The 25,281-nt window shown below is 36.5% G+C and carries 28 protein-coding genes and 1 riboswitch; of the genes, 5 read left to right on the plus strand and 23 right to left on the minus strand.

The genetic code is table 11. The annotated features are described in order from the left end of the window. Positions 1 to 5: 5 nt before the first annotated feature. The 12 genes from tmk to DQM45_RS07500 all read right to left on the minus strand — a co-directional run bounded on the left by tmk (position 6) and on the right by DQM45_RS07500 (position 10,404). Entirely contained in the window at positions 6 to 635 is a 630-nt protein-coding gene (gene tmk, locus DQM45_RS07445) for a dTMP kinase (protein ID WP_003084222.1), read from the minus strand. 80 nt (positions 636 to 715) lie between these two features. Beyond that, entirely contained in the window at positions 716 to 1,378 is a 663-nt protein-coding gene (locus DQM45_RS07450; protein WP_003085226.1) for a CBS domain-containing protein, read from the minus strand. A gap of 58 nt (positions 1,379 to 1,436) precedes the next feature. Beyond that, positions 1,437 to 2,147, minus strand: coding sequence for an ABC transporter ATP-binding protein (locus tag DQM45_RS07455; protein WP_003084069.1), 711 nt, complete (start codon positions 2,145 to 2,147; stop codon positions 1,437 to 1,439). Further along, positions 2,147 to 2,911 carry an ABC transporter ATP-binding protein gene (locus DQM45_RS07460; RefSeq protein ID WP_003084650.1) on the minus strand — a complete coding sequence of 255 codons (765 nt, stop codon included), beginning with the start codon at positions 2,909 to 2,911 and terminating at the stop codon, positions 2,147 to 2,149. Before DQM45_RS07460 ends, DQM45_RS07455 begins: the two co-directional genes overlap by 1 nt. Further along, on the minus strand, positions 2,912 to 3,865 hold the full coding sequence (locus tag DQM45_RS07465; RefSeq protein ID WP_003084871.1) for a branched-chain amino acid ABC transporter permease: 954 nt from the start codon (positions 3,863 to 3,865) through the stop codon (positions 2,912 to 2,914). 2 nt (positions 3,866 to 3,867) lie between these two features. Beyond that, the gene (locus DQM45_RS07470; RefSeq protein WP_003083303.1) at positions 3,868 to 4,737 is read right to left on the minus strand and encodes a branched-chain amino acid ABC transporter permease; all 870 of its coding nucleotides are present in this window, start codon (positions 4,735 to 4,737) and stop codon (positions 3,868 to 3,870) included. 42 nt (positions 4,738 to 4,779) lie between these two features. Next, positions 4,780 to 5,952, minus strand: a complete 1,173-nt coding sequence (locus DQM45_RS07475) for an ABC transporter substrate-binding protein (RefSeq protein ID WP_003084401.1) — start codon at positions 5,950 to 5,952, stop codon at positions 4,780 to 4,782. Between the two features lie 161 nt (positions 5,953 to 6,113). Further along, complete coding sequence (locus tag DQM45_RS07480) at positions 6,114 to 6,362, minus strand: DUF2129 domain-containing protein (protein ID WP_003082879.1); 249 nt, start codon at positions 6,360 to 6,362, stop codon at positions 6,114 to 6,116. Further along, positions 6,332 to 6,808 carry a YlbF family regulator gene (locus DQM45_RS07485; RefSeq protein WP_003086116.1) on the minus strand — a complete coding sequence of 159 codons (477 nt, stop codon included), beginning with the start codon at positions 6,806 to 6,808 and terminating at the stop codon, positions 6,332 to 6,334. Before DQM45_RS07485 ends, DQM45_RS07480 begins: the two co-directional genes overlap by 31 nt. A gap of 287 nt (positions 6,809 to 7,095) precedes the next feature. Beyond that, the gene (gene clpP, locus DQM45_RS07490; RefSeq protein ID WP_003083781.1) at positions 7,096 to 7,686 is read right to left on the minus strand and encodes an ATP-dependent Clp protease proteolytic subunit ClpP; all 591 of its coding nucleotides are present in this window, start codon (positions 7,684 to 7,686) and stop codon (positions 7,096 to 7,098) included. 225 nt (positions 7,687 to 7,911) lie between these two features. Further along, on the minus strand, positions 7,912 to 8,541 hold the full coding sequence (upp, locus tag DQM45_RS07495) for a uracil phosphoribosyltransferase (RefSeq protein WP_003084317.1): 630 nt from the start codon (positions 8,539 to 8,541) through the stop codon (positions 7,912 to 7,914). Positions 8,542 to 8,769: 228 nt separating this feature from the next. Next, the gene (locus DQM45_RS07500; RefSeq protein WP_003085017.1) at positions 8,770 to 10,404 is read right to left on the minus strand and encodes a putative polysaccharide biosynthesis protein; all 1,635 of its coding nucleotides are present in this window, start codon (positions 10,402 to 10,404) and stop codon (positions 8,770 to 8,772) included. Between the two features lie 86 nt (positions 10,405 to 10,490). Here DQM45_RS07500 and DQM45_RS07505 point away from each other — a divergent pair, with 86 nt between their 5' ends. The 5 genes from DQM45_RS07505 (at position 10,491) to DQM45_RS07525 (ending at position 16,018) form a co-directional block, all read left to right on the plus strand. After that, positions 10,491 to 11,948 (plus strand): UDP-N-acetylmuramoyl-L-alanyl-D-glutamate--L-lysine ligase, encoded by a 1,458-nt coding sequence (locus DQM45_RS07505; protein WP_003082548.1) that lies wholly within the window; start codon positions 10,491 to 10,493, stop codon positions 11,946 to 11,948. A gap of 300 nt (positions 11,949 to 12,248) precedes the next feature. Continuing rightward, positions 12,249 to 13,031 (plus strand): ABC transporter ATP-binding protein, encoded by a 783-nt coding sequence (locus DQM45_RS07510; protein ID WP_003085385.1) that lies wholly within the window; start codon positions 12,249 to 12,251, stop codon positions 13,029 to 13,031. A 25-nt stretch (positions 13,032 to 13,056) separates the two neighbouring features. Then, positions 13,057 to 13,986 carry an iron-hydroxamate ABC transporter substrate-binding protein gene (locus DQM45_RS07515; protein WP_003083065.1) on the plus strand — a complete coding sequence of 310 codons (930 nt, stop codon included), beginning with the start codon at positions 13,057 to 13,059 and terminating at the stop codon, positions 13,984 to 13,986. Positions 13,987 to 14,000: 14 nt separating this feature from the next. Continuing rightward, a complete protein-coding gene (locus tag DQM45_RS07520) occupies positions 14,001 to 15,020 on the plus strand; it encodes a FecCD family ABC transporter permease (protein WP_003085839.1) in 1,020 nt (339 codons plus the stop codon). Continuing rightward, entirely contained in the window at positions 15,017 to 16,018 is a 1,002-nt protein-coding gene (locus tag DQM45_RS07525) for a FecCD family ABC transporter permease (protein WP_003083809.1), read from the plus strand. The genes DQM45_RS07520 and DQM45_RS07525 overlap by 4 nt, the downstream gene beginning before the upstream one ends. Before the next feature lie 50 nt (positions 16,019 to 16,068). Here DQM45_RS07525 and DQM45_RS07530 read toward each other — a convergent pair whose 3' ends face one another. From DQM45_RS07530 to DQM45_RS07580, 11 genes are all read right to left on the minus strand, one after another. Further along, on the minus strand, positions 16,069 to 16,755 hold the full coding sequence (locus DQM45_RS07530; RefSeq protein WP_003084268.1) for a DUF1803 domain-containing protein: 687 nt from the start codon (positions 16,753 to 16,755) through the stop codon (positions 16,069 to 16,071). Positions 16,756 to 16,805: 50 nt separating this feature from the next. Further along, complete coding sequence (locus DQM45_RS07535) at positions 16,806 to 17,270, minus strand: hypothetical protein (RefSeq protein ID WP_003085949.1); 465 nt, start codon at positions 17,268 to 17,270, stop codon at positions 16,806 to 16,808. After that, positions 17,270 to 18,205 carry a manganese-dependent inorganic pyrophosphatase gene (locus DQM45_RS07540; protein WP_003084955.1) on the minus strand — a complete coding sequence of 312 codons (936 nt, stop codon included), beginning with the start codon at positions 18,203 to 18,205 and terminating at the stop codon, positions 17,270 to 17,272. Before DQM45_RS07540 ends, DQM45_RS07535 begins: the two co-directional genes overlap by 1 nt. Positions 18,206 to 18,322: 117 nt before the next feature. After that, the gene (pflA, locus tag DQM45_RS07545; RefSeq protein WP_003083373.1) at positions 18,323 to 19,114 is read right to left on the minus strand and encodes a pyruvate formate-lyase-activating protein; all 792 of its coding nucleotides are present in this window, start codon (positions 19,112 to 19,114) and stop codon (positions 18,323 to 18,325) included. A 76-nt stretch (positions 19,115 to 19,190) separates the two neighbouring features. Then, positions 19,191 to 20,525 carry a hemolysin family protein gene (locus DQM45_RS07550; protein WP_003085331.1) on the minus strand — a complete coding sequence of 445 codons (1,335 nt, stop codon included), beginning with the start codon at positions 20,523 to 20,525 and terminating at the stop codon, positions 19,191 to 19,193. A 150-nt stretch (positions 20,526 to 20,675) separates the two neighbouring features. Next, complete coding sequence (locus tag DQM45_RS07555) at positions 20,676 to 21,224, minus strand: tRNA (mnm(5)s(2)U34)-methyltransferase (RefSeq protein WP_003083741.1); 549 nt, start codon at positions 21,222 to 21,224, stop codon at positions 20,676 to 20,678. 12 nt (positions 21,225 to 21,236) lie between these two features. Then, positions 21,237 to 22,022 carry an ABC transporter permease subunit gene (locus DQM45_RS07560; RefSeq protein WP_003084417.1) on the minus strand — a complete coding sequence of 262 codons (786 nt, stop codon included), beginning with the start codon at positions 22,020 to 22,022 and terminating at the stop codon, positions 21,237 to 21,239. Further along, positions 22,019 to 22,855, minus strand: a complete 837-nt coding sequence (locus DQM45_RS07565; protein ID WP_003082853.1) for an ABC transporter ATP-binding protein — start codon at positions 22,853 to 22,855, stop codon at positions 22,019 to 22,021. Before DQM45_RS07565 ends, DQM45_RS07560 begins: the two co-directional genes overlap by 4 nt. 22 nt (positions 22,856 to 22,877) lie before the next feature. Further along, on the minus strand, positions 22,878 to 23,798 hold the full coding sequence (locus tag DQM45_RS07570) for a TIGR01212 family radical SAM protein (protein WP_003083889.1): 921 nt from the start codon (positions 23,796 to 23,798) through the stop codon (positions 22,878 to 22,880). 58 nt (positions 23,799 to 23,856) lie between these two features. Beyond that, positions 23,857 to 24,507 (minus strand): phosphatase PAP2 family protein, encoded by a 651-nt coding sequence (locus tag DQM45_RS07575; RefSeq protein ID WP_003086026.1) that lies wholly within the window; start codon positions 24,505 to 24,507, stop codon positions 23,857 to 23,859. Continuing rightward, positions 24,497 to 25,075 (minus strand): ECF transporter S component, encoded by a 579-nt coding sequence (locus DQM45_RS07580; protein ID WP_003083168.1) that lies wholly within the window; start codon positions 25,073 to 25,075, stop codon positions 24,497 to 24,499. The genes DQM45_RS07575 and DQM45_RS07580 overlap by 11 nt, the downstream gene beginning before the upstream one ends. Positions 25,076 to 25,154: 79 nt before the next feature. Continuing rightward, positions 25,155 to 25,279, minus strand: a riboswitch (FMN riboswitch). Between the last annotated feature and the right edge of the window lie 2 nt (positions 25,280 to 25,281).

A 25,281-nucleotide genomic window follows, 5' to 3' on the forward strand; every position in this document is an offset into this window, starting at 1 on the left:
TATCTTTAGATTTTTTCTTTGATAATGCCAAAAGCTTGCGCAATAACGTCATCTAGAGCCTTGGAAGCATCAATCGTCACAATTCTATCAGGAGCTTCACTAGCTAGCTCTAAATACCCTTTTCGTACTTGCTGGTGCATCTCAATTTTTTCCATATCAAGACGATTAATCTCACGCTTTTTGTTTTTTGCAATCCGAGCTAAACCAATTTCGGGACTAATATCAAAGTAAAGGGTTAAATCAGGTTTGACCCCATCTGTTGCAAAATCATTTAACCATTGAATATCCTTTTTTGAGAGTCCTCTACCTGCTCCTTGATAGGCAACAGAGCTGTCAATGAAGCGATCTATCAGAACTATTTGGCCTTGATTTAAAGCAGGTAGTACCTTTTCAACCAAATGCTGCCTTCTGGCAGCAATATAGAGCAAGAGTTCTGTTTTAGGATCCATAGCCGTATTTTGGATATCTAAAATAACTTCTCTGATACTCTCAGCAATTGCCACTCCTCCTGGTTCTCGCGTCACTACCATTTCAGTCTGATTTATATTTTTTAAGAGAGGAATTAGTCCCTCTATAACACTCGTTTTTCCAGCACCATCTGGCCCTTCAAATGTAATTAATTTACCTTTTGCCATATCTGTTCCTTTTCATTTCTGTTACTATTTTACCAAAATTTAAACAAAAAAACACTGCCTTTCGTCAAGGCAGTAAAAGATTAGTCTAGGTTTGCTTTAAGATGGGTTGCCTCTACTGAAATAACTGTCACACCTGTAGCTTGTAATTTTTCAGTTAAGATAGACCGATCTATATTTCCATCAATTTGGAGTTCCACAACTGTTTTGCCTGTAGCTCGTGTATCAGCGACAATACGACCAATATTAAGATTTGCTTTAGAAATAGATTCTGCTACTTTAGCTAAGACTCCAACAACATTATCAGCCTCTAAAACAACACGTACTCCTTCAGTTCCATAACCAGAAACATGAAGAAAGGCTTTAAAAACATCTCGGTCTGTAATAATCCCACAGAGTTGATGATTATCAAGAACTGGTAATACACCAATTTTATGCTCTAGCATTAAATAAATAGCATCTTCGAGACTAGCTTCTGGTGTGATCGTTATCACTTTTTTTAACATGATATCCTTAATTTTTGTTTTATTAAGGAGATAATTCATTTCGTAAATAGATAAACTGGTCGCTTTTGACGGTGTTGCTTCAGCCATAGTCCCTGCAGTGACAAGACCAACTAACCTATCATCTTCCATAACAGGAAGTCTTCGAATACCTTGATCTCGCATAATATCAGCAGCCTGAGCCACACCTGTATTGGGTGTAATAGTGACGACATCTTTTGTCATATAATCTTTAACAGCCATAACAACTCCTCATAATCTCTTTTTTATTTAGATAACATATCTTAGGTGATTTACCATTCTAACCGCCTAGGTAAGCTTTTTTTACTTGATCTGATTCTAACAATTCTGAACCTGAACCAGATAAAACTACTTTTCCAGTTTCCAAAACATAGGCCCGATCAGCTATTGATAAGGCCTTATTGGCATTTTGCTCAATCAACAAGACAGTCATTCCCTGTTTTTGAATATCTTGGATAATATCAAAAATTTCATTAATAAAAATAGGTGCTAATCCCATAGAAGGCTCATCTAAAAGTAACAATTTGGGTTTACTCATCAAGGCTCTTCCCATTGCAAGCATCTGTTGTTCCCCACCAGATAAAGTGGCGGCATCTTGATTTTTACGTTCTTCGAGACGTGGAAAACGGTCAAAAATCATTTTTAAAGTTCGTTGATTTTCTGTCTTATCCTTTATCAAGAAAGCTCCCATCTCTAAATTTTCCATCACCGTTAATCCAGCAAAGACATGCCGACCTTCTGGCACTTGAGATAAATCTTGGGCTACAATTTTTCGTGCTGGTAACTTCTCAATGGATTGACCTAAAAAAGAGATGTTACCCTTACTGGGCTTGATCAAACCAGAGATAGTACGTAAAATGGAAGTTTTTCCTGCTCCATTTGCTCCAATAAGAGTAACAACTTCTCCTTCTTCAACAGTAAAAGAAATGTCTTTAACAGCCTCAATTGCACCATAATTTATTGATAAGTCTTCAACTGATAACATAGGCATTACAGTTCTCCTCCTAAATAGGCTTCGATGACCCGTTTATTATTTTTAATCTCTTGCGGCGTCCCATGAGCAATCAAACGACCATATTCTAAAACATAAATTCTTTCTGTTACTTCCATTACTAAACTCATGTCGTGTTCTATTAAGATGATCGTAATACCAAAATCATTTTTAATTTGACGAATTAATGCTGTTAATTCTGCTGTTTCTTGAGGATTCATTCCAGCTGCTGGTTCATCTAAAAATAAAATTTTGGGTTTAGTGGCTAATGCTCGCACAATCTCAAGACGTCGCTGCTGCCCATAAGGAAGGTTTTTAGCTAAGGTATTAGCTTCTTGGTCTAATTTAAAAATTGCTAAGAGCTTAAGAGCTTTTTCTTTTAGCTCAGCCTCTTTTTTATAATAACTTGGTAAGCGTAAGATACTTGCTAAAAGATTATCTTTTTCCTGATTGGCTAAGCCAATTAAGACATTATCAAGTACTGACATATCTTTAAAAAGACGAATATTTTGGAATGTGCGTGATAAGCCAAGAGCAGCAATTTTATAGGGAGCTTTTCCATTCAGTAAAGTTCCATCTAAGGTTACTGTCCCCTCACTCCGAAGGTAAACTCCCGTCAAAAGATTGAATAATGTGGTTTTTCCTGCTCCATTTGGACCAATTAATCCTACTAGTTCTCCTTGGTTTAATTCCATCGTGACATCACCAACAGCCGTCAAACCACCAAAATTTTTGGTTAAATGATTAACTTCAAGAAGTGCCATTTATTTGCCCTCCTTCTTTTTGTCAAAAAATAAGCCTGATAAGACAAGTTCTTTAGTTCCCATAAGACCACCAGGTTTGAAAACCATTACTAAGATTAAAGCTATAGAATAAATAATCATCCGAATATCGGAGAAACTTTGTAAATACATATTAAGTACTCCTAAGACAATAGCAGCAAGGATCGTACCTGTCATTGATCCCAAACCTCCTAGTACCGCAATAATCAAGTAATCAATAGACCGCATAATGGTGAAATCTTTAGGGACAACCGTTCCAATATAACCAACGTATAAAGAACCTGCAATACTTGCTGTCATCGCAGCAAAAGCGAAGGTTAAAACTTTTATTTTCGTCGTATTAACACCCATTGATTCTGCAGCAATCTCATTTTCACGAACCGAGATAACTTGACGACCAACTGACGAACGTAAGAAATTGAGCATTGCCACTGCAATAAAAACTACAAAGACAAACACAACCGGCCACGTACTATAACGCAAGATTCCTGTCAATCCAGCTGCACCATTTGTAATATCTCCTCCGTTAACTATTGCAATACGAATAATTTCGGCAACACCCAAGGTCGCAATGGCTAAATAATCACCTTTAAGCCGTAGAGTTGGGAAGCCAACTATAATTGCAAGTACGCCCGCTACCAAAACACCTAATAACATGGAAATATAAAACCCGAGATAAGTTGGCATATAATTAGTGAAAATAGCTGTAGCATAGGCCCCAATTGCCATAAAACCTGCTTGACCTAACGGAAACTGGCCTGAAAAACCAAGAACTAGATTGGTCCCCATAGCCATAATAATTGAAATACCAATTCCCATTAGAATTTGTACATGATAAGGACCAAGTAAACCACCGTTAATTAAAAAACTAAGGGCAAGAAAAAGACAGGTCATCATAATCAACCAAGTTCCAAGGGATTTTTTATTTTTTCTCATCCTTATACCTTTTCCTTTACATTTTTTCCTAATAGCCCAGCTGGTCTTATTAATAAAATCAGAATCAAGACGGCGTAAACAATAGCATCACGATAACTTGAGAAGCCAATGGAAACCGAAATAGTCTCAATAAGACCAATCATGAAACCTCCCAAGGCAGCGCCTGGTATAATCCCAATTCCACCTAAAACGGCAGCAACAAAAGCTTTAATTCCTGGCGTCATCCCCATCAAAGGATTAATCGAATTATAATATAAACCGATTAAAACCCCTGCTGCTCCAGCTAATGCAGAGCCAAGGGCAAAAGTGAAACTGATGGTGGAGTTGACATTAATTCCCATTAATTGGGCAGCATCACTGTCAACAGACACCGCGCGCATTGCTTTTCCCATTTTGGTCTTTTTAACAACGAACTGTAAACTAATCATTAAAAGGAGTGAAACCACTAGAATAATAATTTGGACATTGCTGATGCTTACCGGACCTAGTGAATATTTAACCGTTTTTAAAGCTTGAGGGAAAGCTCTAGCTTCTGCCCCGACGAGATAAACCATTCCATACTCCAAGAGAAACGATACCCCGATAGCAGTAATGAGTGCCGCAATCCGGGTAGATTGACGTAAGGGACGATAGGCTAAAAATTCAATCAACATACCTAAGCAAGCTGTAATCACCATCGTTAGTAAGAGAGCTACAAAGATATTGAGATGAAAAACATTAATTAAGTAATAACCTATAAAAGCGCCCATCATGAACAAATCGCCATGTGCGAAGTTTATTAATTTGATAATACCATAAACCATGGTGTAACCCAAGGCCAAAAGGGCATAGACACTGCCCAAAATCAGGCCGTTAACAAGTTGTTGAAGCATTTATTTACCAATCTTTCTACATTTCTTAAACAGTCTTTTTTCTTATTTTGCCGCAATAACGGTTGCTGAACTTTCTTTCCCCTTGGTTAAACCAATGACTGTCACAGATTTGATAGGGTTGTGTTTGTGGTCAATAGTCATCGTTCCAGTAACACCTTCAAATTGCTTTAATGCCGCAATCCCTTTAGAAATATCTTTCGAGGTTTTTGCTCCTTTAGCAGCCTCTGCTACCATGTACACAGAATCATAGGCTAAGGCCGCAAACATTGATGGTTCTTTGCCATATTTCTTTTTATAATGTTTAGCAAAAGTGGCCGCTTTTTTAGATATGGATGCAGAATAACCAGAAAGATAATAAACATCTGTAACATTATCTTTTCCGCCAAGTTCAACTAACTTAGCATCAGCAAAGCCATCAGGACCTACAATGGGTACTTTTATCCCCATTTCACGCGCCTGCTTAATAATAGTTCCAGTTTCTTGATAATAACCCGGCATAATGACAGCATCATAATCTTGATTTTTTATTTTTGTCAATGCTGATTGGAAATCCGTATCCCCTGACTGATAGGTAGACTCAGAAACAATTTTACCCTTGTAAACACGTTTAAATCGTTTGGCAATGCCTTTTGCGTAGTCACTAGAGTTATCATAAAAGAGAGCCACTTTTTTAGCTTTTAAATGATCGCTGGCAAATGTTGACAAAACATCTCCTTGATAAGAATCAATAAAAGTTGTTCGGTAGATATAATCGTACGTTTTTCCGTCTTTTGCAATCGTTAAGTCATCTTGCGTCCCAGAAGGCGTAATCAACGGTACTGCTGCTTGTGTGGCATTAGGTGATGCTGCTGCTGCCGCTCCTGAAGTAGATGGTCCGATAATGACATTAACGTTATTTTGCGTTGCCAAGCTAGTCGTTACAGTAGCAGACTCAGCATTTTCTGATTTGTTATCTTTCGAAATGACTTCTATCTTTTTACCATTGATGCCGCCAGCTTTATTAATTTCAGCAACAGCCATCATTGCCCCAACTTTTTCTGCACTGCCATAAGCAGAAACTGGTCCTGTCAGCTCCAAGTTTAGGCCAATTTTCACCGTTTTCTCAATTTTGGTTCCTTCAGCATTTGATGTACTACTGGGGGGAGCCGCATCACAAGCTGCTAATGAAAATAAAGCGAGTCCTGTGCCTATTGTGGCAAAAATTTTCTTTTGCATAAATCATTTCCTCATCTAGTCTAAAGTAATATGTATCTAAGAATACAGAATTATCAGAAAATTGTCAATAGTTTAAACTGGTTTTTAATGTAAAAAAGGCTAGGACATTAATTCCTAGCCACTTAGCCTCTTTAAGAAACGATACTCTTTATTAAATTGTTTTAACGGTAAAGATTTCCTACAAAGTCACGATCAATGGCATCAAGCTCAGAGAGTTTAACTTCTTTAACAAATTTCAATTTGCTAATATCTTTAACTTTGTCAGCAAGTTCTTCCTTATTAACATATAGAATAATATAGCGTGATTTTCTTGAATGGTAATGACAATCACCAAATTTTTGAATCTTACGGGCATCACGATTGTAATAAAGGTAGACGATTATTCCAACTCTACTTTGTCTTTCAAACATGCGCTATTTCCTTCTTTTATATTTCGATAAATTCCTTTTGCAATTCTTTCTCGTCGTTCAGCTAATGGTAACCCTGTATCAATAAAGATAGTTGAAGACACAATTTCAGCAATGCTCTTTGCAATCTCTGCTAAAATTGTTTGTAAATCAACCTCTGCAATTCGCAATGCAACCACTTTAGGGTGTAAATCAAGCTCTCTCTTTTTACGCAAGATTTCTTTATTAATGGATTTACTGTCGGGACGATACCTTAAGTAGTCTTTTTGATCTGCTACATCAGTGAGTAATCTCTGAAACTGTTCAATTTCGTATTGCAGTTGCTGGTCTTTTTTAAACTCATTGTAGACTTTTCGATAAGTTTGAAATTCCCCTGTTTTCTTAATATCTTCTATTAAATGGTCAATAGCGTCTTCAATAGCAAATAGATCTTCGTTAATGACTAACATAAAATGATTATATCATAAACCAGAGCTAATACCATGTTTTTATGAATTAAAATCATCCTCACCATCCATAACCATATTTAAAAAAAGTCTTTACCTTTCTAAAAAGGTAGCCTTTCCCTAATTTTTACCCACCGCATTCTAGATAGATCTTTATGGTATTATAACTTGGCTTTCGACTTTTTTATATTCCTAGATAGCAGAATAGTATCAATACTTATAAATTGCTAGAAAAATCACTTCAATTTAAAAAAAGAACCGAAAACAGTTATTTCGGTTCTTTTATTAGTTTATTTTAATTCATTATTTTCCATAATTTCATCAATGAAGCCATATTCTAAAGTCTCTTTGGCATCCATCCAGTAGTCACGTTCTGCATCTTTATGAATTTGTTTAATCGTCTTACCAGAATTATCAGCAAGGATTTTTTCAAGACGTTTCCGTGTTTTTAACAACTGTTCAGCAACAATTGCCATATCCGTTTGTTGCGTACCACTGCCAGCACCACCCATCGGTTGATGAATTAAGTATTCAGCATTTGGTAGCATGAATCGTTTGCCTTTGGCACCTGATGATGCAATGATAGTTCCCATTGAGGCAGCCATACCCATTACAATAGTTTGAACATCTGATTTAATAAAGTTCATAGTATCAACAATTGCTAGACCAGCTGAAACTGAACCTCCAGGTGTATTTACATAGAGGTAAATATCTTTAGTATTATCTTGCGCGTCCAAAAATAACAATTGTGCAATAATAGAATTTGCCATATTATCTTCAACTGGTCCAGTCAGCATAATAATACGGTCTTTTAGGAGACGTGAATAGATATCATAAGAACGTTCTCCTCGACTTGTTTGTTCAATAACTACAGGAATCATAGTATTCTCCAATCTAAATAAAATATCTATTAATATATAAGTCTCAATAGATTTATCTTTTAATGACTGTCCTCATTATAATCTATTGGTCAAATAAGGTCAAATAATAACTTTCCTTTTGAAAAAACTTTCCAGTCCTTACTAGAAAGCCTTCTCTCATATTAGCAAAGATCGTTGTTAGAAAATTATTCATGAGCTTGAGTTGAATCAAAGCATTTGGAACTTTTATTTTGTACCAAATAATCTATCACCAGCATCACCAAGACCAGGTACAATGTAGCCATGTTCATTTAACTTTTCGTCCAAGGCTGCTGTATAAATATCAACATCAGGGTGAGCTTCTTGTAACTTTTTCACACCCTCTGGTGCTGCTACGAGACAAACAAATTTAATATTAGCTGCCCCACGTTTTTTCAAGGAATCCACAGCTAAGATAGCAGATCCCCCTGTCGCAAGCATTGGGTCTACAACAAAAATTTGACGTTGATCAATATCTTCAGGAAGTTTAACAAGGTATTCAACTGGCTCAAAAGTTTCTTCATCACGGTACATTCCGATATGTCCAACTTTCGCAGCTGGAACTAAACTTAAGAAGCCATCAACCATTCCGATACCTGCTCTAAGTATTGGGACAATAGCCAATTTTTTACCTGTAAGTTGTTTCTGCACTGTTTTTGCCACTGGTGTTTGAATCTCTACATCTTCAAGCGGAAGATCACGTGATACTTCATACCCCATCAACATCGCAATTTCATTGACTAATTCCCGAAAATTCTTTGTTGAAGTGTCTTCTCTGCGTAAGATTGATAGTTTATGCTGAATAAGTGGATGTGAAATAACTTGACATTTTCCCATGATAACATACTTCCTTCTAAAAATTTTTTACCTTCCACATTATACCAAAAATCATTAGTCTTTGCTGGGGAATTTTTCATATTTAGGTAATTCTTTTTAAAATATAATCAGCTTTGTCAAACAAACTTTCTTTGGAGCAGAGCTGCAAAAGAATTTCTCCAGAAGACTAAAAAAAGAACAGCTAGAATTCACTATAAAGTGCTAGTCTGTTCTGTACATTTTGCGGTCTCAGGGCATTTTTAACCTAGCTCTAAGTTTTTCTGCCTTATGACCAATTAACTTATCCAACTGATGTGTCGCAAGAGTTAAATAACCGTATACTATGATTCCAATCAAACCAATAATCAAGAGATAAAGGAGACTAGATAGACGTCCGGTTGGAATAAAAACAAATCCTAAAAGCCAATTAGCAAATGCTACCACAATTCCCATAATAGCTGTTAGTAGAGCAATTAAAGTTAGCTGTTTCAGTAATAGTTTTCGATTGAACTTAGTGACTTGGTGAAGACGCTTATACATCAGATAAATAGGCACTAGTAAGCCCAGTGAGGTGGCAATAATGGGACCATAGGCGTGGAAAAGATAAATCAATGGTACTTGTAAAACAAGTTTAGTAAGGATACCATAAGCAAAATAATAGAGAGCCTTACGATTCTCAAAAAGAGCTTGTAACATTGGAGCTAATAAGGTATATAGAGCTAATAAAATTGTTTGAAAAAGAACTGCCCTAAATAAGTTAATCGCCTCAACTTCACTGAAACCATAAAAAACAGAATAAAGGGGGCGAGCCAAGATAATAGCACCTAGTAACGCCGGCAAAAGAAATATCATCAACATAACCACATTATTAATAATCAATTTTGCCGATGCACGACTATCCTTTTTGATATGGTTCTCTGTCAAAAGTGCAATCCCAACACCACCTATAGAAGCTGCCACGGCAATTAAAATCATGGTAATTTTAGCAGGATTAGCATTAAAATAACCAAATTGAATCAAGAGTTGCTCTTTAGTATAATTTGTGAAAAGAAGCATCGTATTGGAATAGGTCCACTGGTCAATCAGTTGAAAAGCTTGGATAGCACTCCCTATCACAATAAAAGGAATTGACTCTTTCAACGTTTCCAATAACAAGCCCTTAGCATCAATTGGAACATCTTGCTTTGGTTTAGCTAAAATAGCCTTTAAGAGCCCCTCTTTTGCTAAATAAAAAACTAGAACAGCCATACTCGCAATCATACCAATGAAAGCAGCTAGTGTCGATTGAGTAACTGCGTGCAGGTAGTCGCCAGATCCTATCTTCATAATCATAAAGGTAGCTGTTAGCATCCAAATCACCCTGATAATCTGCTCTGCTATTTGGCTAAGAGCATAAGGTTTTATATTATTGTGGCCTTGGAAGATACCGCGGATAACGCTCATGACAGGAAATATAAAAACAGCGAGCGACAGGCTGTGCATAACTGGTATCAGCTGACCGTCCGACCCAGATAAGGTTGAAAAGAAAGGTGACGTTATATACATAGTAACCGAAAAAATCAGACCAAGAATAATCATTAATTTCAAGGTTGTTCGGATTAGTTGGTAACTATGTTCTTTTTGATTAAGGGAATTATACTTAGCAACTTGTTTTGCAATGGCAACATTCAACCCTGTTGTTGAAATCAATAAAAAATAGGCATACACATTATAGCCCATATTAAAGAGTGCGTTGGCCTGAGTGGCGTGTTGCCCCATCCAAATTAACCAGGGAATAATATAAATAACCCCAAGTAAACGACTGATAAAGTTGCTCGCTGTGGACCAAACTGTTCCCTGCAACATTAATTCTTCTTGTGTCAGTTTATTTTTATTCTTATCCATAACTATTCTTTCTTCATATAATAGATATATTATAAACTTTTGCTAGTTACTTGTAAATCTGAAACATAAAAGATAAAATAAGAATTATGATAAGAATTGAAACAATTATTGATTTATTAAAGGGTGACAAAAACTTTCGTGAGGTCATTGCAGAAGATAGCTACTACTATCATTACACTGGTTTAAACTTTTCAAAACTCAGTTATGATAGCCGTGATGCAGATAATCAGACCTTATTTTTTGTAAAAGGAGCTAATTTTAAGGGAGAATACCTACAATCAGCACTAAATCAGGGCTTACAAGCTTATATTTCTGAAGTGGACTATGAAGTCGGTATTCCAGCAATTATTGTTAATGACATCAAGCATGCCATGTCTATTATTGCGATGGCTTTTTATGATAATCCACAAGATAAACTTAAGTTACTAGCATTTACAGGAACTAAAGGCAAAACGACTTCAGCTTATTTTGCTTACCATATTTTAAAGCAATCTCATAAGACAGCAATGCTATCCACAATGAATACTACTTTGGATGGACAAACTTTTTTCAAGTCACAATTAACAACACCTGAAAGCTTGGACCTCTTCAAAATGATGGCTGAATGTGTTTCTAATGGTATGACCCACTTGATTATGGAAGTTTCCAGTCAGGCCTATCTGGTTGGTCGGGTTTATGGTCTGACTTTCGATGTCGGCGTTTTTCTAAATATTAGTCCAGATCATATTGGACCAATTGAACATCCTAACTTTGAAGACTATTTTTACCACAAACGTCTTTTGATGGAAAATAGCCGTGCAGTTATTATTAATAGCGATATGGATCATTTCCACATCCTAAAAGAGCAAGTAGCCAAACAAGATCATGACTTTTATGGACAAGCATCTGATAATAGTATCACTGATAGTCAGGCTTTTACATTTAAGGCCACTGGTAAATTAGCAGGCAACTACAGAACACTCCTGATTGGACGCTTTAATCAAGAAAATGCTATTGCTGCTGGTTTAGCCTGCTTGCGTTTAGGAGCAAGCCACGAGGATATTCAAAAGGGGATAGCACAGACAACTGTCCCCGGCAGGATGGAAGTCCTCAACCATCCTTGCGGTGCAAAAGTTTTTGTTGACTATGCTCACAATGGAGATAGCTTAGAAAAACTTGTTTCTGTGGTTGAAGAACATCAAAAAGGTCAGATTACATTAATAATTGGTTCCACTGGCAATAAAGGGGAGAGCCGGCGTGCTGATTTTGCCAAAGTGATTAATAATCATCCAAACTTATCAGTTATTTTAACAGCTGATGATCCTAACTTTGAAGATCCTCAAACTATTTCAGAAGAAATTGCCAGCTATGTCTCTCGTCAACTTACTATTGAAGTAGAGCGTGAACAAGCTATCAAACTTGGATTGCAATCATGTCAAGAAGAAGAAGATGCCCTTATTATTGCTGGTAAAGGTGCAGATGCTTACCAAATTGTTAATGGCCAAAAAACAGACTACGCCGGTGATTATACAATCGCTAAAGCTTTCATAAAAACGTTAAACTAAGCTCGACAGTTCTTACTTCATCAGTAAGAACTGTCTTTCATTATTAACATTCCCTTCAAAGCGAAGCTTACTTCCTTCAACTTTAATAATCAGTCTTTCTTAACTTTGTACTATTATCAGATAGTATCATTTAAAACTTGATAAATTAGAATGGTTATTGCTACTCTTTTTAACCATTCTAAACAATTAAATTTCTTAGAATAAAAAGAGAATTTCAATAAAAAAAGCCTTTGTCAAGCCATTCTTCTATGCTATAATGAGAGAGCTTTCAGCAAAAATATGAAAAGTAAGGAGGTCCCGATGTCAACCATTCAGGCAAAAAATATGACTGTTCAATGTGATCAAAAAACAATTATTAAAGAATTATCATTGAATCTAGTCACTCAAAAAATGACAACAATTATTGGTGCTAATGGTTGTGGTAAATCAACTTTGCTTAAAGCACTTACAAGGATTCTTCCTCATGCATCTGGTAGTGTTTTGATTGACGGCCAAGACATTAGTTCACTTCCCACCAAAGAGATCGCCAAAAAATTAGCCTTGTTGCCTCAATCTCAAGAAGCTTCTCCAGGTATAAACGTCTATGAACTCGTGTCTTACGGTCGCTATCCACACCTTAATCACATGGGCCATCTCAGTCAAGAAGACCATCGTATTATTAACTGGGCCTTGTCAATGACGAAGTTAACAGACTTAGCTGATCACTGCGTTGACGCCCTATCTGGTGGCCAAAAACAGCGGGTTTGGATTGCTATGGCCCTAGCCCAAGATACCGATACCATTTTTTTGGATGAACCAACTACCTATTTAGATTTAAATCATCAGTTAGAGGTTTTAGACTTACTAAAAGAACTACAAGTTACTTCACATAAAACCATTATTATGGTTCTACATGATTTAAATTTATCAGCACGTTATTCCGACTATTTGATTGCTATGAAAGATGGCAAGATTATTAATCAAGGTAGCGTTTCAGAAATAATGACGCCACATAATATTGAAAATATATTCGCTATTGATGCTCAAATTGTGGAAGACCCTATCCATCACTGTCCTATTATGTTGACCTATCAACTAATATAAATTTTGTACTAGGAGAATAGTATTTATGAAAAAAATCTTTAGGTTGTTGCCCCTTTTAATTGCTTGTTTACTCATGGTAGCTTGCTCAACGCAAACAGAAAAAGCTAATCAAGATAAACTGAAAATCTCACAAATGCCAAAAATTTCTGGTTTTACTTATAAAGGTCAAGTCCCTGAGAATCCTAAGCGAGTAGTCAGTTTAGCTTCTACTTACACAGGTTACTTGGCTAAGTTGGACATTAACCTTGTAGGTATCACTTCTTACGATCAAAAAAATCCAGTATTGAAAAAATACATTAAAGGGGCGAAAGTTGTTTCCCCAACTGATTTAGAAGCAATCACAGCTTTAAAACCTGACTTAATTATTGTCGGCTCAAATGAAGAAAAACGTGACCAACTGGCTCAAATTGCACCTTTAATTTCAGTAGAATACCGTAAACATGATTACCTGCAAGTCTTCTCAGACTTTGGTAAAGTTTTTAATAAAACTAAAGAAACTGATAAATGGTTAAAGAATTGGACTAACAAAACAAAAAAATTAGCTAAAGAGGTCAAAGCTGTAACAGGTAAAGAAGCTACCTTTACCGTGATGGGACTCTTTGAAAAAGAAATCTATCTTTTCGGAAAAGATTGGGGACGTGGTGGTGAAATCATTCATCAGGCCTTCGGCTATAAAGCTCCAGCTAAAGTTGAAAAAGATGTTTTTCCAAAAGGTTACCTCTCTATCTCTCAAGAAGTTTTACCTGACTATATCGGAGATTATGTAATAGTAGCTGCCGAAGATAAAAAAACAGGTTCTGCTCTTTATGAGAGTGATATGTGGAAAAACCTTCCTGCTGTCAAAGCAAAACACGTCATAAAAGTTAATGCCAACACCTTCTACTTCACTGACCCTCTATCTTTAGAACATGAGTTAAAAACTCTTAAAAAAGCAATCCTCGAAAACAAAAACTAAAAGGAAGTTGAGCAATGGCCTTGAAAAATTCACGCATGTCTCAACAAAAAAGAGACTTTTTCCTTCTTTTTACCCTTATCAGTTTCACTTTTTTGGTGATCCTTTATTTAAGCCTCCGTTTTGGAGCTAAATCAATGACTCATCAAGAATTGATGCAAGTTTTACTCCATCAATCTTCTAACCAGAGGCAAGTGACTATCATATGGGATATGAGATTACCAAGAATTTTTGCTGCCATTCTTGTTGGTGCGGCCTTGGCTGTATCAGGAGCCTTAATGCAAGCTATTACGCGGAACCCCATTGCTGATCCAGGCTTATTGGGGATTAATAGCGGAGCTGGACTAGCACTTGTCATTGCTTACGCACTCTTTCATCATCTCCATTACTCAGTCATTATCTTAGTCTGTTTATCAGGTTCCATCCTTGCTAGCATCATTATCTTTAGTCTCTCCTATCGGGTGGGAAAAGGTTACCAACAATTAAGATTAATACTGGCTGGCGCTATGGTATCAACTCTATTGTCAGCATTAGGTCGAGCAATCACTAATTATTTTCATTTAGCTAATGCGATTATTGGTTGGCAAGCTGGAGGTTTGGTCGGAACTAATTGGCAGATGTTAGCCTATATTGCACCAATCATCCTTCTTTCTTTAATTACCGTTCAACTATTAGCTTATCAGTTATCCATATTAAGTTTAAGTGAAACTCAGTCAAAAGCCCTTGGGCAATCAACAACTAAGCTCACAATTATTTTTTTAGGATTAGTCTTACTCTTAGCTTCAGCTTCGGTAGCTATTGCAGGAAGTATCGCTTTTGTTGGTTTGATTATTCCACATCTCATTAAAAATTATCTTCCCCAAAATTATCAACTAAGTTTGCCCTTGATTGCTTTTGCAGGAGCAACTTTTCTCTTAGCTGTTGATTTAATTTGTCGGACTATGAATCCTCCCTTCGAAACACCGCTTACTGCAATTATTGGCTTTTTAGGATTCCCAGCATTTTTGTGGCTAGTTAGAAAAGGGGGTAAGGCATGAAACATCTTAATAAAGTTCAGCTAATTCTGCTTTTAACTTTGCTTGTTATTTTCTTGAGTATCGTTACTCTTGGAATTGGTGATTCTAGCTTCTCACTTAAAGGCATTAGCAATCTTATTTTAGGCAAAGCTGATTCGACAACAGTATTTATTCTAACAAAGATACGATTACCTCGTCTGCTAGCAGCACTTTTTGGTGGAGCATCTCTAGCACTATCTGGTAATATTCTACAGACACTAACCAAGAACCCTCTAGCAGATTCTGGCATTCTAGGAATTAATGCTGGAGCTGGTATTGTAATTGCTATTTTCACTGCCTTTGGTTTTCTAGAGACGTCGACATCTCTTTATTCTTTACCTTTTTTTGCGATGATCGGATCAGGCCTTTCTGTGACCCTAGTCTATCACATGTCCCACATCAAAAATAGACCTCTAAACCCAGTGACTCTAATCATTACAGGCGTTGGACTTTCTATGATGCTCTCTAGTCTTATGATTGCTTTAGTTGGAAATGTTAATCGTTATAAAACCGACTATATCGTCACTTGGTTAAGCGGACGCATCACTGGAGATGATTGGCCAACTCTCAAAGTTATCTTGCCTCTTCTTATTATTCTATGGTTAATTAGTTATTGGCAGGCTTACCAGTTAAATCTTATGAATCTATCTGACGACATGTCAATTACTCTAGGTTTTCAATTAAGAAAAGAGCGTCGACTTTCACTAATTTTATCAAGTAGCCTTGCTGCCTTGAGTGTGGTTTTAGTCGGTAACATTGCCTTTGTCGGTTTAATGGCTGGCCACCTGAGTCGTCAACTAGCAGGTGAGGATCATCGCTTAAATTTACCAACAAGTTTTTTGCTTGGAATGCTTCTTATGCTTATTGCTGATACTATCACAAGAGTTTTCCTTGTTGGTTCTAATATTCCTACGGGTATTTTGGTTTCCATCATTGGTGCCCCTTATTTTCTTTATTTAATGATAAAAACTAAAAACTAAAAGGTTGAAATCTGTACGATTTCAACCTTTTCTTTAGTCTGTATTCGCTCTCAAAGCTGACTGTTATCATGATAGTCAAGCTTTTTTGGCGCTACATAGTGAAGAGAGACTTGGTCCAATTTCCCATTTAATTGGTATTTATGTTCCTCTTTTTCTTGCAAATAATTAAGCTCTACAAGCGTTTTACAGAAAATATCTGGCCTTTTTTGTAAGACCAAATCTTTGCGAATAAACTTCATTAAAAACGTGCTCAGATATTTTAAGGCGTAGTCTGGATTAACATCCCCTATGATCTGATACAGTTTGTTTTGTTCCGTGGATAAAGAATAACCTTTTCCTAATTTATAAAAATAATTGGATAAGGTTAATGTATCTCTAGTAAAATCAGTTCGTTCTATAATGATAAGATCATTAGTTTTATTAGCCAGCCTAGTCTCAAAAACTAGTTCTTGAAGTTCTTGGTAAATAGGAGTTTCATTATCTACAAACACCATGCTATCAAGCTGTAACCCTTCTGTGCTCTTAAGAAGTGGAAGATTCAAATAATAACGACGCTCATCTCTTAAAATGTAAGTTTCCTCAATATAAAGATCCAAGTGCCGATCTAAATGTCTTACATCAGGAAATACTTTTTTGAGCTGTCGTAAAGTGACATTTGTATGTTGATAAAGATAGTTGATTAGATCTTTGAAGAAAACTTGCTTGGTTGTCTTATTAGGATTAATTACAATTAACATCAGCTTAAAGCTACCCTTCTACCTATGAAAAAAAGTGGATAAGTCCACTTTTACAAATAGTCACCTTTAATGACGAAAAAGCTACCACGAATTTCACCAGCTAATTTAGAACGCTGCCTTGCAAATTTAAATTTACCTTCAAATTCTTTTGGAATTTCAATCCCATTTGATAGTTTAAAACCAACTGCACGCTTCCCACCTTCTTTCATGGTGTAAAGAACGTTTACTGCTAAGCCATTATCATAATAGACATGTGACCATAAAATACCATCCACTTCCAGTTGTGAAACACAAAGAGCTTTATAAGGAAAAGTCATCTCCCGCTCTTCTAAGACTTTCTCAATAAATGGTAGAATATGAGGTTTTTCCTCAATCGTAAAAACCTCATATGCAAGTTTGTATTTGTTCCAGAAGTAGCGGGCTTCATTAGCTCTTAGGCCTGCTAAAACTTCTTTAACAGGACTTTCTTCTAATAAGTTAGTCTTAACTTCTTTAAAATTAACAAGATATGACATTAGTTTCCAAAGCTTTCTGTTAATTGTGGAACAACTTGTTTTTTACGTGATACAGCTCCCGCTAGAAAAGCATGATTATTTTCTAGTGTGAAGTTGAAAGCTGCCTCAACTTTATCCATGTTGCTACCAATTGCTAAGATTTCTGAATTTGAGTTAACAATATCGGTAATCATTAAAACAAAGTCAGAATAGCCTTCCTTAGCAATAGCTTCCATAATTGCTGCTTCAATTGCTTCTTGACGCTCTAAGACTTCAGCAATATCAACTGTGTTAACTTGGGCGACACGTACAGGGCTTCCGTTTAATTCAAAAGTTTTAGCATCAATATCAATAAGCTCTGCTTCAGATTTACTTGCTAAGTTGGTACCTGCTTTTAGAAGATTCATTCCATATTCTTCTAAGTTCACTTGAGCTAACGCAGCTAATTCTTCTGCGACTTTATGGTCAGTAGCATGTGTTGTCGGTGATTTTAGAAGAAGAGTATCTGAAATTAGTCCTGACAGGAGCAAGCCTGCAATTTCTTTTGGCACTTCTACATTATTTTCTTTGTACATACGATAAACAATAGAAGATGCTGATCCCACAGGCTCAACTCTCATAAATAATGGATTAGCTGTTTCAAAGTTAGCTACTCGGTGGTGATCAACAACACCATATATTGTGACATCTGCAATATCTGCAATTGATTGTTGAAATTCATTGTGATCCGTTAAGATAACTGTGTCAACGCCTTCAGCTTGAGCAGATTCAACAAGGCGAGGTGCTGTAACTCCAAAACTTTTAAGTGCAAAATTTGTTTCTTCATTCGGTGTTCCAAGTGCTACCACTTCAGCATCCATACCATAAGCTTTTTTTGCCAGATGGGCAAAAGCATAGGATGATGCAATAGCATCTGTATCTGGGTTTTGATGACCAAAAACGAAAACTTTAGACATTTTTCTACCTCATTCTCTTTATTCACTTTATTTTAGCAGAAATGAAAACTAAAATCAAAGTATCTCAATTATTTATTATTGAAAAAAATAAGGCCGAAAGTTATTTCCAGCCTTATTTTATACTTTATGGATACGGTTCATATACTCCGTGTAGGATTCCGTCTTCATAATAGCTTTTGCATTTTGAACCCTTTCTTTAGTCGGAGGTTTCACTCCTTCTAGTGGGTAAGGAATTCCCAGCTCACGCCATTTGAATTCTCCCATCGTATGGTAGGGAAGAATTTCAAACTTATCCACATTCTTTAAGCTTGCTACAAAAGCGCCTAATCGTTCCAAATGCTCATCTATATCGGTTAATCCTGGTACCAAAACATGGCGAATCCATACCGGAATGCCTTTGTCTGAAAGGTATTGAGCAAATAACAAGATATTTTTATTGGACTGTTTAGTCACGATTTTATGCTGGTCCGCATCAATTTCTTTTATGTCCAGTAAGACCAAATCTGTAACAGCTAATAGTTTTTCTAACTTAGCATGATATTCTGGAGTCGCTCGATAAGTAAAACCACAGGTGTCAAGGGTGGTATGGACACCATACTTTTTAGCTTCAATAAACAGAGCCGTGATAAAATCAATCTGTAACATTGCCTCCCCACCAGAAACTGTAATACCTCCAGTTTTCCCCCAGAAATGTTTATAATTTAGAGCTTCTTTTAAAACATCATTAACTGTACGTTCTTTGGAATTATTGGTCTCCATTTCCCAAGTATCAGGATTGTGGCAATATTGACAACGCATTTTACAACCTTGCATAAAAATGATAAAACGAATTCCTGGGCCATCAACTGAACCGAAACTTTCAGTTGAGTGGATCATTCCAGTAACTTGCCCATAATCTATTTCAGTCATTGCATCTCCTTATACCTTGTAAACGTTTTTAACACTTTCATTATAACATTTTTCACAAAAAAGACTAGGTATGATCCTAGTCTTCATTAATTATCTGTTCTATATTAGAAACAACAACTTTTAACTTCGTAATCCGTCCATCTTTTACTTTATCGTTAGTAAGAATTAAATGTTTCCCATTACTATGGCATTCAATGCTTTCTTTTTCTTCTTGGCTCGGGATAGTACCGGTACCTGTTATATAAAAACCTGCTATCGTATCAACATCATCACTCTCAAGGTCAGTTCCAAAGTACTCATTAAACTCATTAAGTGTCATTGTCCCTACGACGATATAAGTATCTTCACCAATAACATGCACAAATTGTTCTGCTTTGTCGGTTTCGTCATCAATTTCACCAACGATTTCTTCCAGTAAATCTTCCAAGGTAACCAGTCCAGCTACTCCTCCATACTCATCTAAAAGAATTGCCATTTGGTTCTGAGTGATTCGGAGTTGACGTAATAAATCATCTACATAAATTGTTTCTGGAACAAATAAGGGTTCTTGTAAAATTCGTCGGATATTGATATTTTCAAAGCCTTCTTTAAATCCGGCATCTAATAAGCGTTTGGTGTGGACCAAGCCAATAACCTTATCCTTATCAACATCATAAACGGGGATACGTGAAAAACTTTGTTTTAAGATTTCTTGGATATTTTCTAAAGCATCGTCGTTGATATCAATCATAAAAGCATCAGTACGTGGTACCATCACTTCACGCGCCATTAATTCGTCCAGAGAGAATATCCCTTGTAACATTTCGATTTCGTCAGCGTCTAATGTTGCTTCACTGTTTGACAACATGTATTCGATTTCGTCACGTGTCATCTGTTCATCAGCATCATCAAATGTCATCGGAGTTATACGACTAAGTAAGTTAGTTGAAACAGATAAGAGCCATACAAAAGGACTGACCAACTTCCCTAAAACAATAATCACTGGTGCTGAAATAATAGCCAAGCGATCTTTTAAATTCATAGCAATCCGTTTAGGATATAATTCTCCCAGAACGATAGAAACATAAGTTAAAAAAATCAATGAGATAATTGTCCCAGCAGAGCGGGCTGTTGCTGAATTTCCTAACCAGCTTGAGATAACTTTCCCAAGGGAAGCTGATAAACTAGCTCCCTGCAAGAGGCTGATAAAGGTAATACCAACCTGGATAGTTGAAAGAAAGTGGTTAGGTTGATTTAAGACGCTCAATAATCGGACATAACTTTTATCACCGTCTGCTGCTTTTTGTTGAACTCGGGAGCGGCTTAAAGAAACAAGAGCCATCTCACTAGCAGAGAAAAAAGCGTTTAATAAAGTCAAGAAAATCAGCAATAATACTTGAAGGTATAAGGGCTGATTGACAGGGTCTTCCATTAATAAATACTCCTAAAAAGTTTATAGTATAGTCATTATATCACAGATTTTACAGAAAAGAACTCAATTTGTTATTAAGCCCTAAATTTCAATTTTTTGCCCTAAAAATTTTCTATAACAAAGAATTTTTATTAGGCAACTAATCTACTCTTAATCAGCAGCTATTTTCTCTAGCATTAGTAAAAATGGTGGGCAATTTTTCTGGTTCAAAGCTTGGTAACTCATCACGGCCACTTTTTCTTGTGGCAACTGACTCAAATAATCAAGTAGAGCATCTTTTTCCTTACGCCCTCCTTCATGGCCATAATATACCATAATAGCAATCCTACCGCCCACACGCAGAGCTCTCAATAATTTTTTAAGGGCTTCGATAGTTGTTTCTGCTCTTGTAACAATTGACTTATCAGCATTTGGTAAATATCCCAAGTTAAAGATAGCTGCATCTACTTGGTCAAGGTAATCATCGACTTTTTCATGCCCATCTTGGATCAGTTGGACATTCTCAAGCTGTGCTTTTTGCAATTTCTCCCTTGTTACCTGCAAAGCTTTTTCCTGAACGTCAAAAGCATATAGTCTTTTAACTTTTGGTGCAAAATATAGGGTATCGTTGCCATTTCCCATAGTTGCATCAACCAGAATACTATTGGTATCAAGGATAGCATCTAAAAATTGGTGAGACATGTCAAGTGGTCTTTGCATAATTGTTTACTCCTAACTTGCTAAATCACGGCGGCTAAAGACATAAAGTCCAATCAGATAAGAAACAATTATAATAACGGCCGCAATTAATAACATCATAGCATCAAGATCTAAACCAGCGAACCGATCGGTAGCATTCGCATAATAATATGGCGTCACATACTTGAGAATATCTACTTTATCAACTAGTCGGCATATAAGATCCATAAAATAGCCAAATAAAGCAAGCCCCATTCCTAAACCAACTAGCTTTTTCCTAGAAAAAGCGGAAATCATGAAGCAAATACTTGCGATTTCTACCTGCATAAGAAGTACCAAAGAATGATATTGTGCGAAGTCACTATAATTAAAAGGCATCCCTACTTTGTAAAGCGCTAGGTACTCAGGGATAATCGCTATCATATTGAAAAGTATCAGTAAGATTAAAATACTAAGATACTTCTTCCAAAAAATGTGTTTGCGACTTATCGGTAGGCTAAAGAGAAACTCTGCTGTATGAGCCTCTTCTTCCTTAGATAGCATTGATATTCCTAACATTGCTGAAAACATCGCTGCGCCAATCGAATAAATCAGAGCAATTTCTGATGAATAGTAGCCTCCTAAGGTCGCTATGGAGACTTTGTCCATTCCCAAAGCCTTTGAAATACCTCCCATGTCTTGATAGAGGTATGCAATTTCTTTAATACTATCAGCGACACTCTCGTAGAGTAGAATACATAAAGCACTACTAACGCCCACAGATAATGCCCAAATTAAAAGACTTTTTCTGTTTTCCTGTAACTCATGTCTAATAATCATCTTGTTTCCTCCTCATAATAGTGCATAAAGAGGTCCTCCAAGGATGGTTCTTCAATTAAAACATCATCAAGTTCCATTTGACTCAACTCTTTGAGTAACTCACTAGCTTTACCCTCAAAGGTGCGCGTGCTTGATTGGCCATCTTTCCATAACGTAACTACTTTTTTTTGATGTTGCATGAGATTTTCAACCCGATCAATAGTTACCAATTTTCCTTTTTTAAGAATTGCAATGCGATCACAATATGATTTGATTTCTGACAAAACATGAGAGGATAAAAAGCAAGTCTTACCATTTGCTTTCGCTTCTAACAAGAGTTGAAAGAAACGCTCTTGCATGAGAGGATCTAATCCTGACGTTGGCTCATCTAAAATTAATAAATCTGGCTGATGTTGCATCGCACAAACAATACTAACTTTTTTACGATTACCTAAAGATAAATCCTTAATTTTTTTGGTTAGCGGTACTTCTAAGAGTTGACAAATGCGATCTGATTCTCTACTACAATCTGTATTAGTATGGGCTTTAGCAGCAAAATCAATGGTCTCCTTAACCGTCATATTAGGATAAAACATAGCTTCTGAAGGCATATACCCAATATGCTCTAAGGTTTCAGACAAGGTTTGATAACGATTATTAAAAAGGGTAATTTGTCCTTTATTACAAGTGATTAGACCTAATAGACACCTTATAGTCGTTGATTTTCCAGCACCATTAGCTCCAAGGAATCCATATATTTCCCCTTTCTCAACTGTCAAAGTCAATTGATCAAGCGCAATTTGTCGACCATAGGATTTTGATAGATTTTGAATAGCAATGATTGTCTCTGTCATAATAGACTCCTTCTGGCATATCTTAGATTAGTTGACAGCCCTGATAAACATCTCTGGCTTCCATTTCTTTATCTATGGCATTTAATACTTCCCACTTATTTAGGCTCCACATAGGGCCTATTAGCATCTCCCGTGGGGCATCACCTGTAATCCGATGAATGATGATATCTTTGGGAATAATTTCTAACTGGTCACAAATAATGTTAACATAATCTTTTTGGCTCAGTAATTGCAAACGTCCTTCATGATAGTCGCGTTGCATACGCGTATTTGTCATCAAATGTAAAAGATGGAGCTTAATACCTTGAATATCATTATCTGTGACACATCTTCTTACATTTTCGATCATCATCTCGTGTGTTTCTCCCGGTAAGCCATTGATAAGATGAGCGACCACTTCAATCTTAGGGTATCTCCGAAGACGCTTTACAGTTTCCTGATACAATTCATAAGAATGAGCACGATTAATCAGTTGTGATGTTTCTTCATAAGTTGTCTGCAACCCAAGCTCTACGGTAACATGCATTTTTTCTGCCAGCTCTGCTAAATAAGAAATAACTTCATCAGGCAAACAATCTGGTCTGGTCCCAATATTGATACCAACCACACCAGGCTCAAAAATAGCTTGTTCATAACGTTCTTTAATGACTTCTAGAGAGGCATGCGTATTTGTGAAATTTTGGAAATAAACCAAATAACGGCTAACCTCTGGCCATTTTCTATGCATAAAGTCAATTTCTTTGTAAAATTGCTCCCTAATGGGGGCATCAGGTGCTACGATAGCATCTCCTGACCCCGAAACAGTACAAAAAGTACAGCCTCCATGTGCTACTGTTCCATCACGATTTGGACAATCAAAACCTGCGTCAATGGGAACTTTAAATATTTTTTCACCAAATAGTTTACGATAGTAATCATTCAGTGTTTGGTAACGTTTTTTCATATTCCCATTTTAGCACAATTTACCCTAAAAAAAACAACCCTTTCGAGTTGCTTAGTTATTATTTCTGTTTTGATTGAAATCGCCATTCAAAACGCTTTTCTTTATAGTAAGGATATAACAGATTCAAAATACCATAGCCCAGAACAAAACCGCCAATAACATCTGTAGGGTAGTGAACACCCAGGTAGATACGAGACAAGCCAATCAACAGAATAACTGTCGAAAATACAACCGTGACTAGTATTTTGGTGCTCTTCTTCTGTGAACGCCCCAGCAGAATCACCATCAGAGCCCCATATATCATCATGGCACCCATAGCATGCCCACTAGGAAAGGAATAGCCACCTGCATAAACGATATGCTCTAAACTAGGGCGTGCCCGTTGGTACACAAATTTAAAACCTGTGACTAACAATCCTGCTAAAACGCCATTCGTTAGTTGAAATAAGGCCTCAGCCTTCCATTTTTTTATCAAGAAAAGAATTACTAATACTGCAACAACAACGACTTGAGTTGAGACATTCCCCATATAGGTGATAGCTCTAAAGAAGCTTGTTAATTGATCCGGTAATGAGCCCCTAATAGCATTTTGAACCCTATCGTCAAATACCACAAGTGAATACGGATAAAATTGGACAGTATACCCCAGCATAACAAAAATTAAAAATGCAAATGATGATCTTAATAGATAAGTTTGTTTAGTTTTCATATGGTAAATTGATGTATCTTTCTAAAACTGGTTTACTAGCAATATAAACAAAATAAAATGAAATTGCAAATATTACCCCCTCTGCCAAATTGAATGGTAATACCATTGTAACTAAGTATTTGGCCACACCGATAAAGGTACCTATATCAAAATTAGCAAACTTTGCATATAAAGGAATGGCATAAAAGTAGTTTAATAACAGCATCACAAGCGTTAACATAACTGTCCCAATTAAAGTAGCTCCTATAAATTGTTTGCGTGTTTTCTTCGGATTCCAAAACATAGCAAATGCCGTTACGAATAAACCTAAAGCCAAGATATTCATTGGTAAGCCAATAAAATCATTAACGCCGCTATTGTTAAGAATCAATTTCAGCAAACTGCGTAATAACAAGACAGTATAAGCGCTTTTAAGATCTAGCAGAACTAAGGCTAACATAATAGGTATTATCGAAAATTCGATTTTTAAAAAATTAGCTCCCGGAATAATTGCAAAGCTGACAAACATTAGTAAAAAAGAAATGGTTGACAAAATTGCAATCATCACAAGCCGATGTGTTTTTGACATAAAAAAGTTCCTCCAATTTTTTCAAATTGAAAGAAGTTCCTTCGTAATTGCCTACACTCAAAAAAGCATACACAAAAAACCCGGTCTTCTCTCATCCAGACTTTACTGTCGGTTGTGGATTTGCACCACATCAGCTTGCGCTCGCGGACTTCTAACTCATTAGTCACCGCCGGTCGGGAATTGCACCCTGCCCTGAAGACACTTAT

The organism is Streptococcus porcinus, from assembly GCF_900475415.1.
GTDB classification, from domain to species: Bacteria; Bacillota; Bacilli; order Lactobacillales; family Streptococcaceae; genus Streptococcus; species Streptococcus porcinus.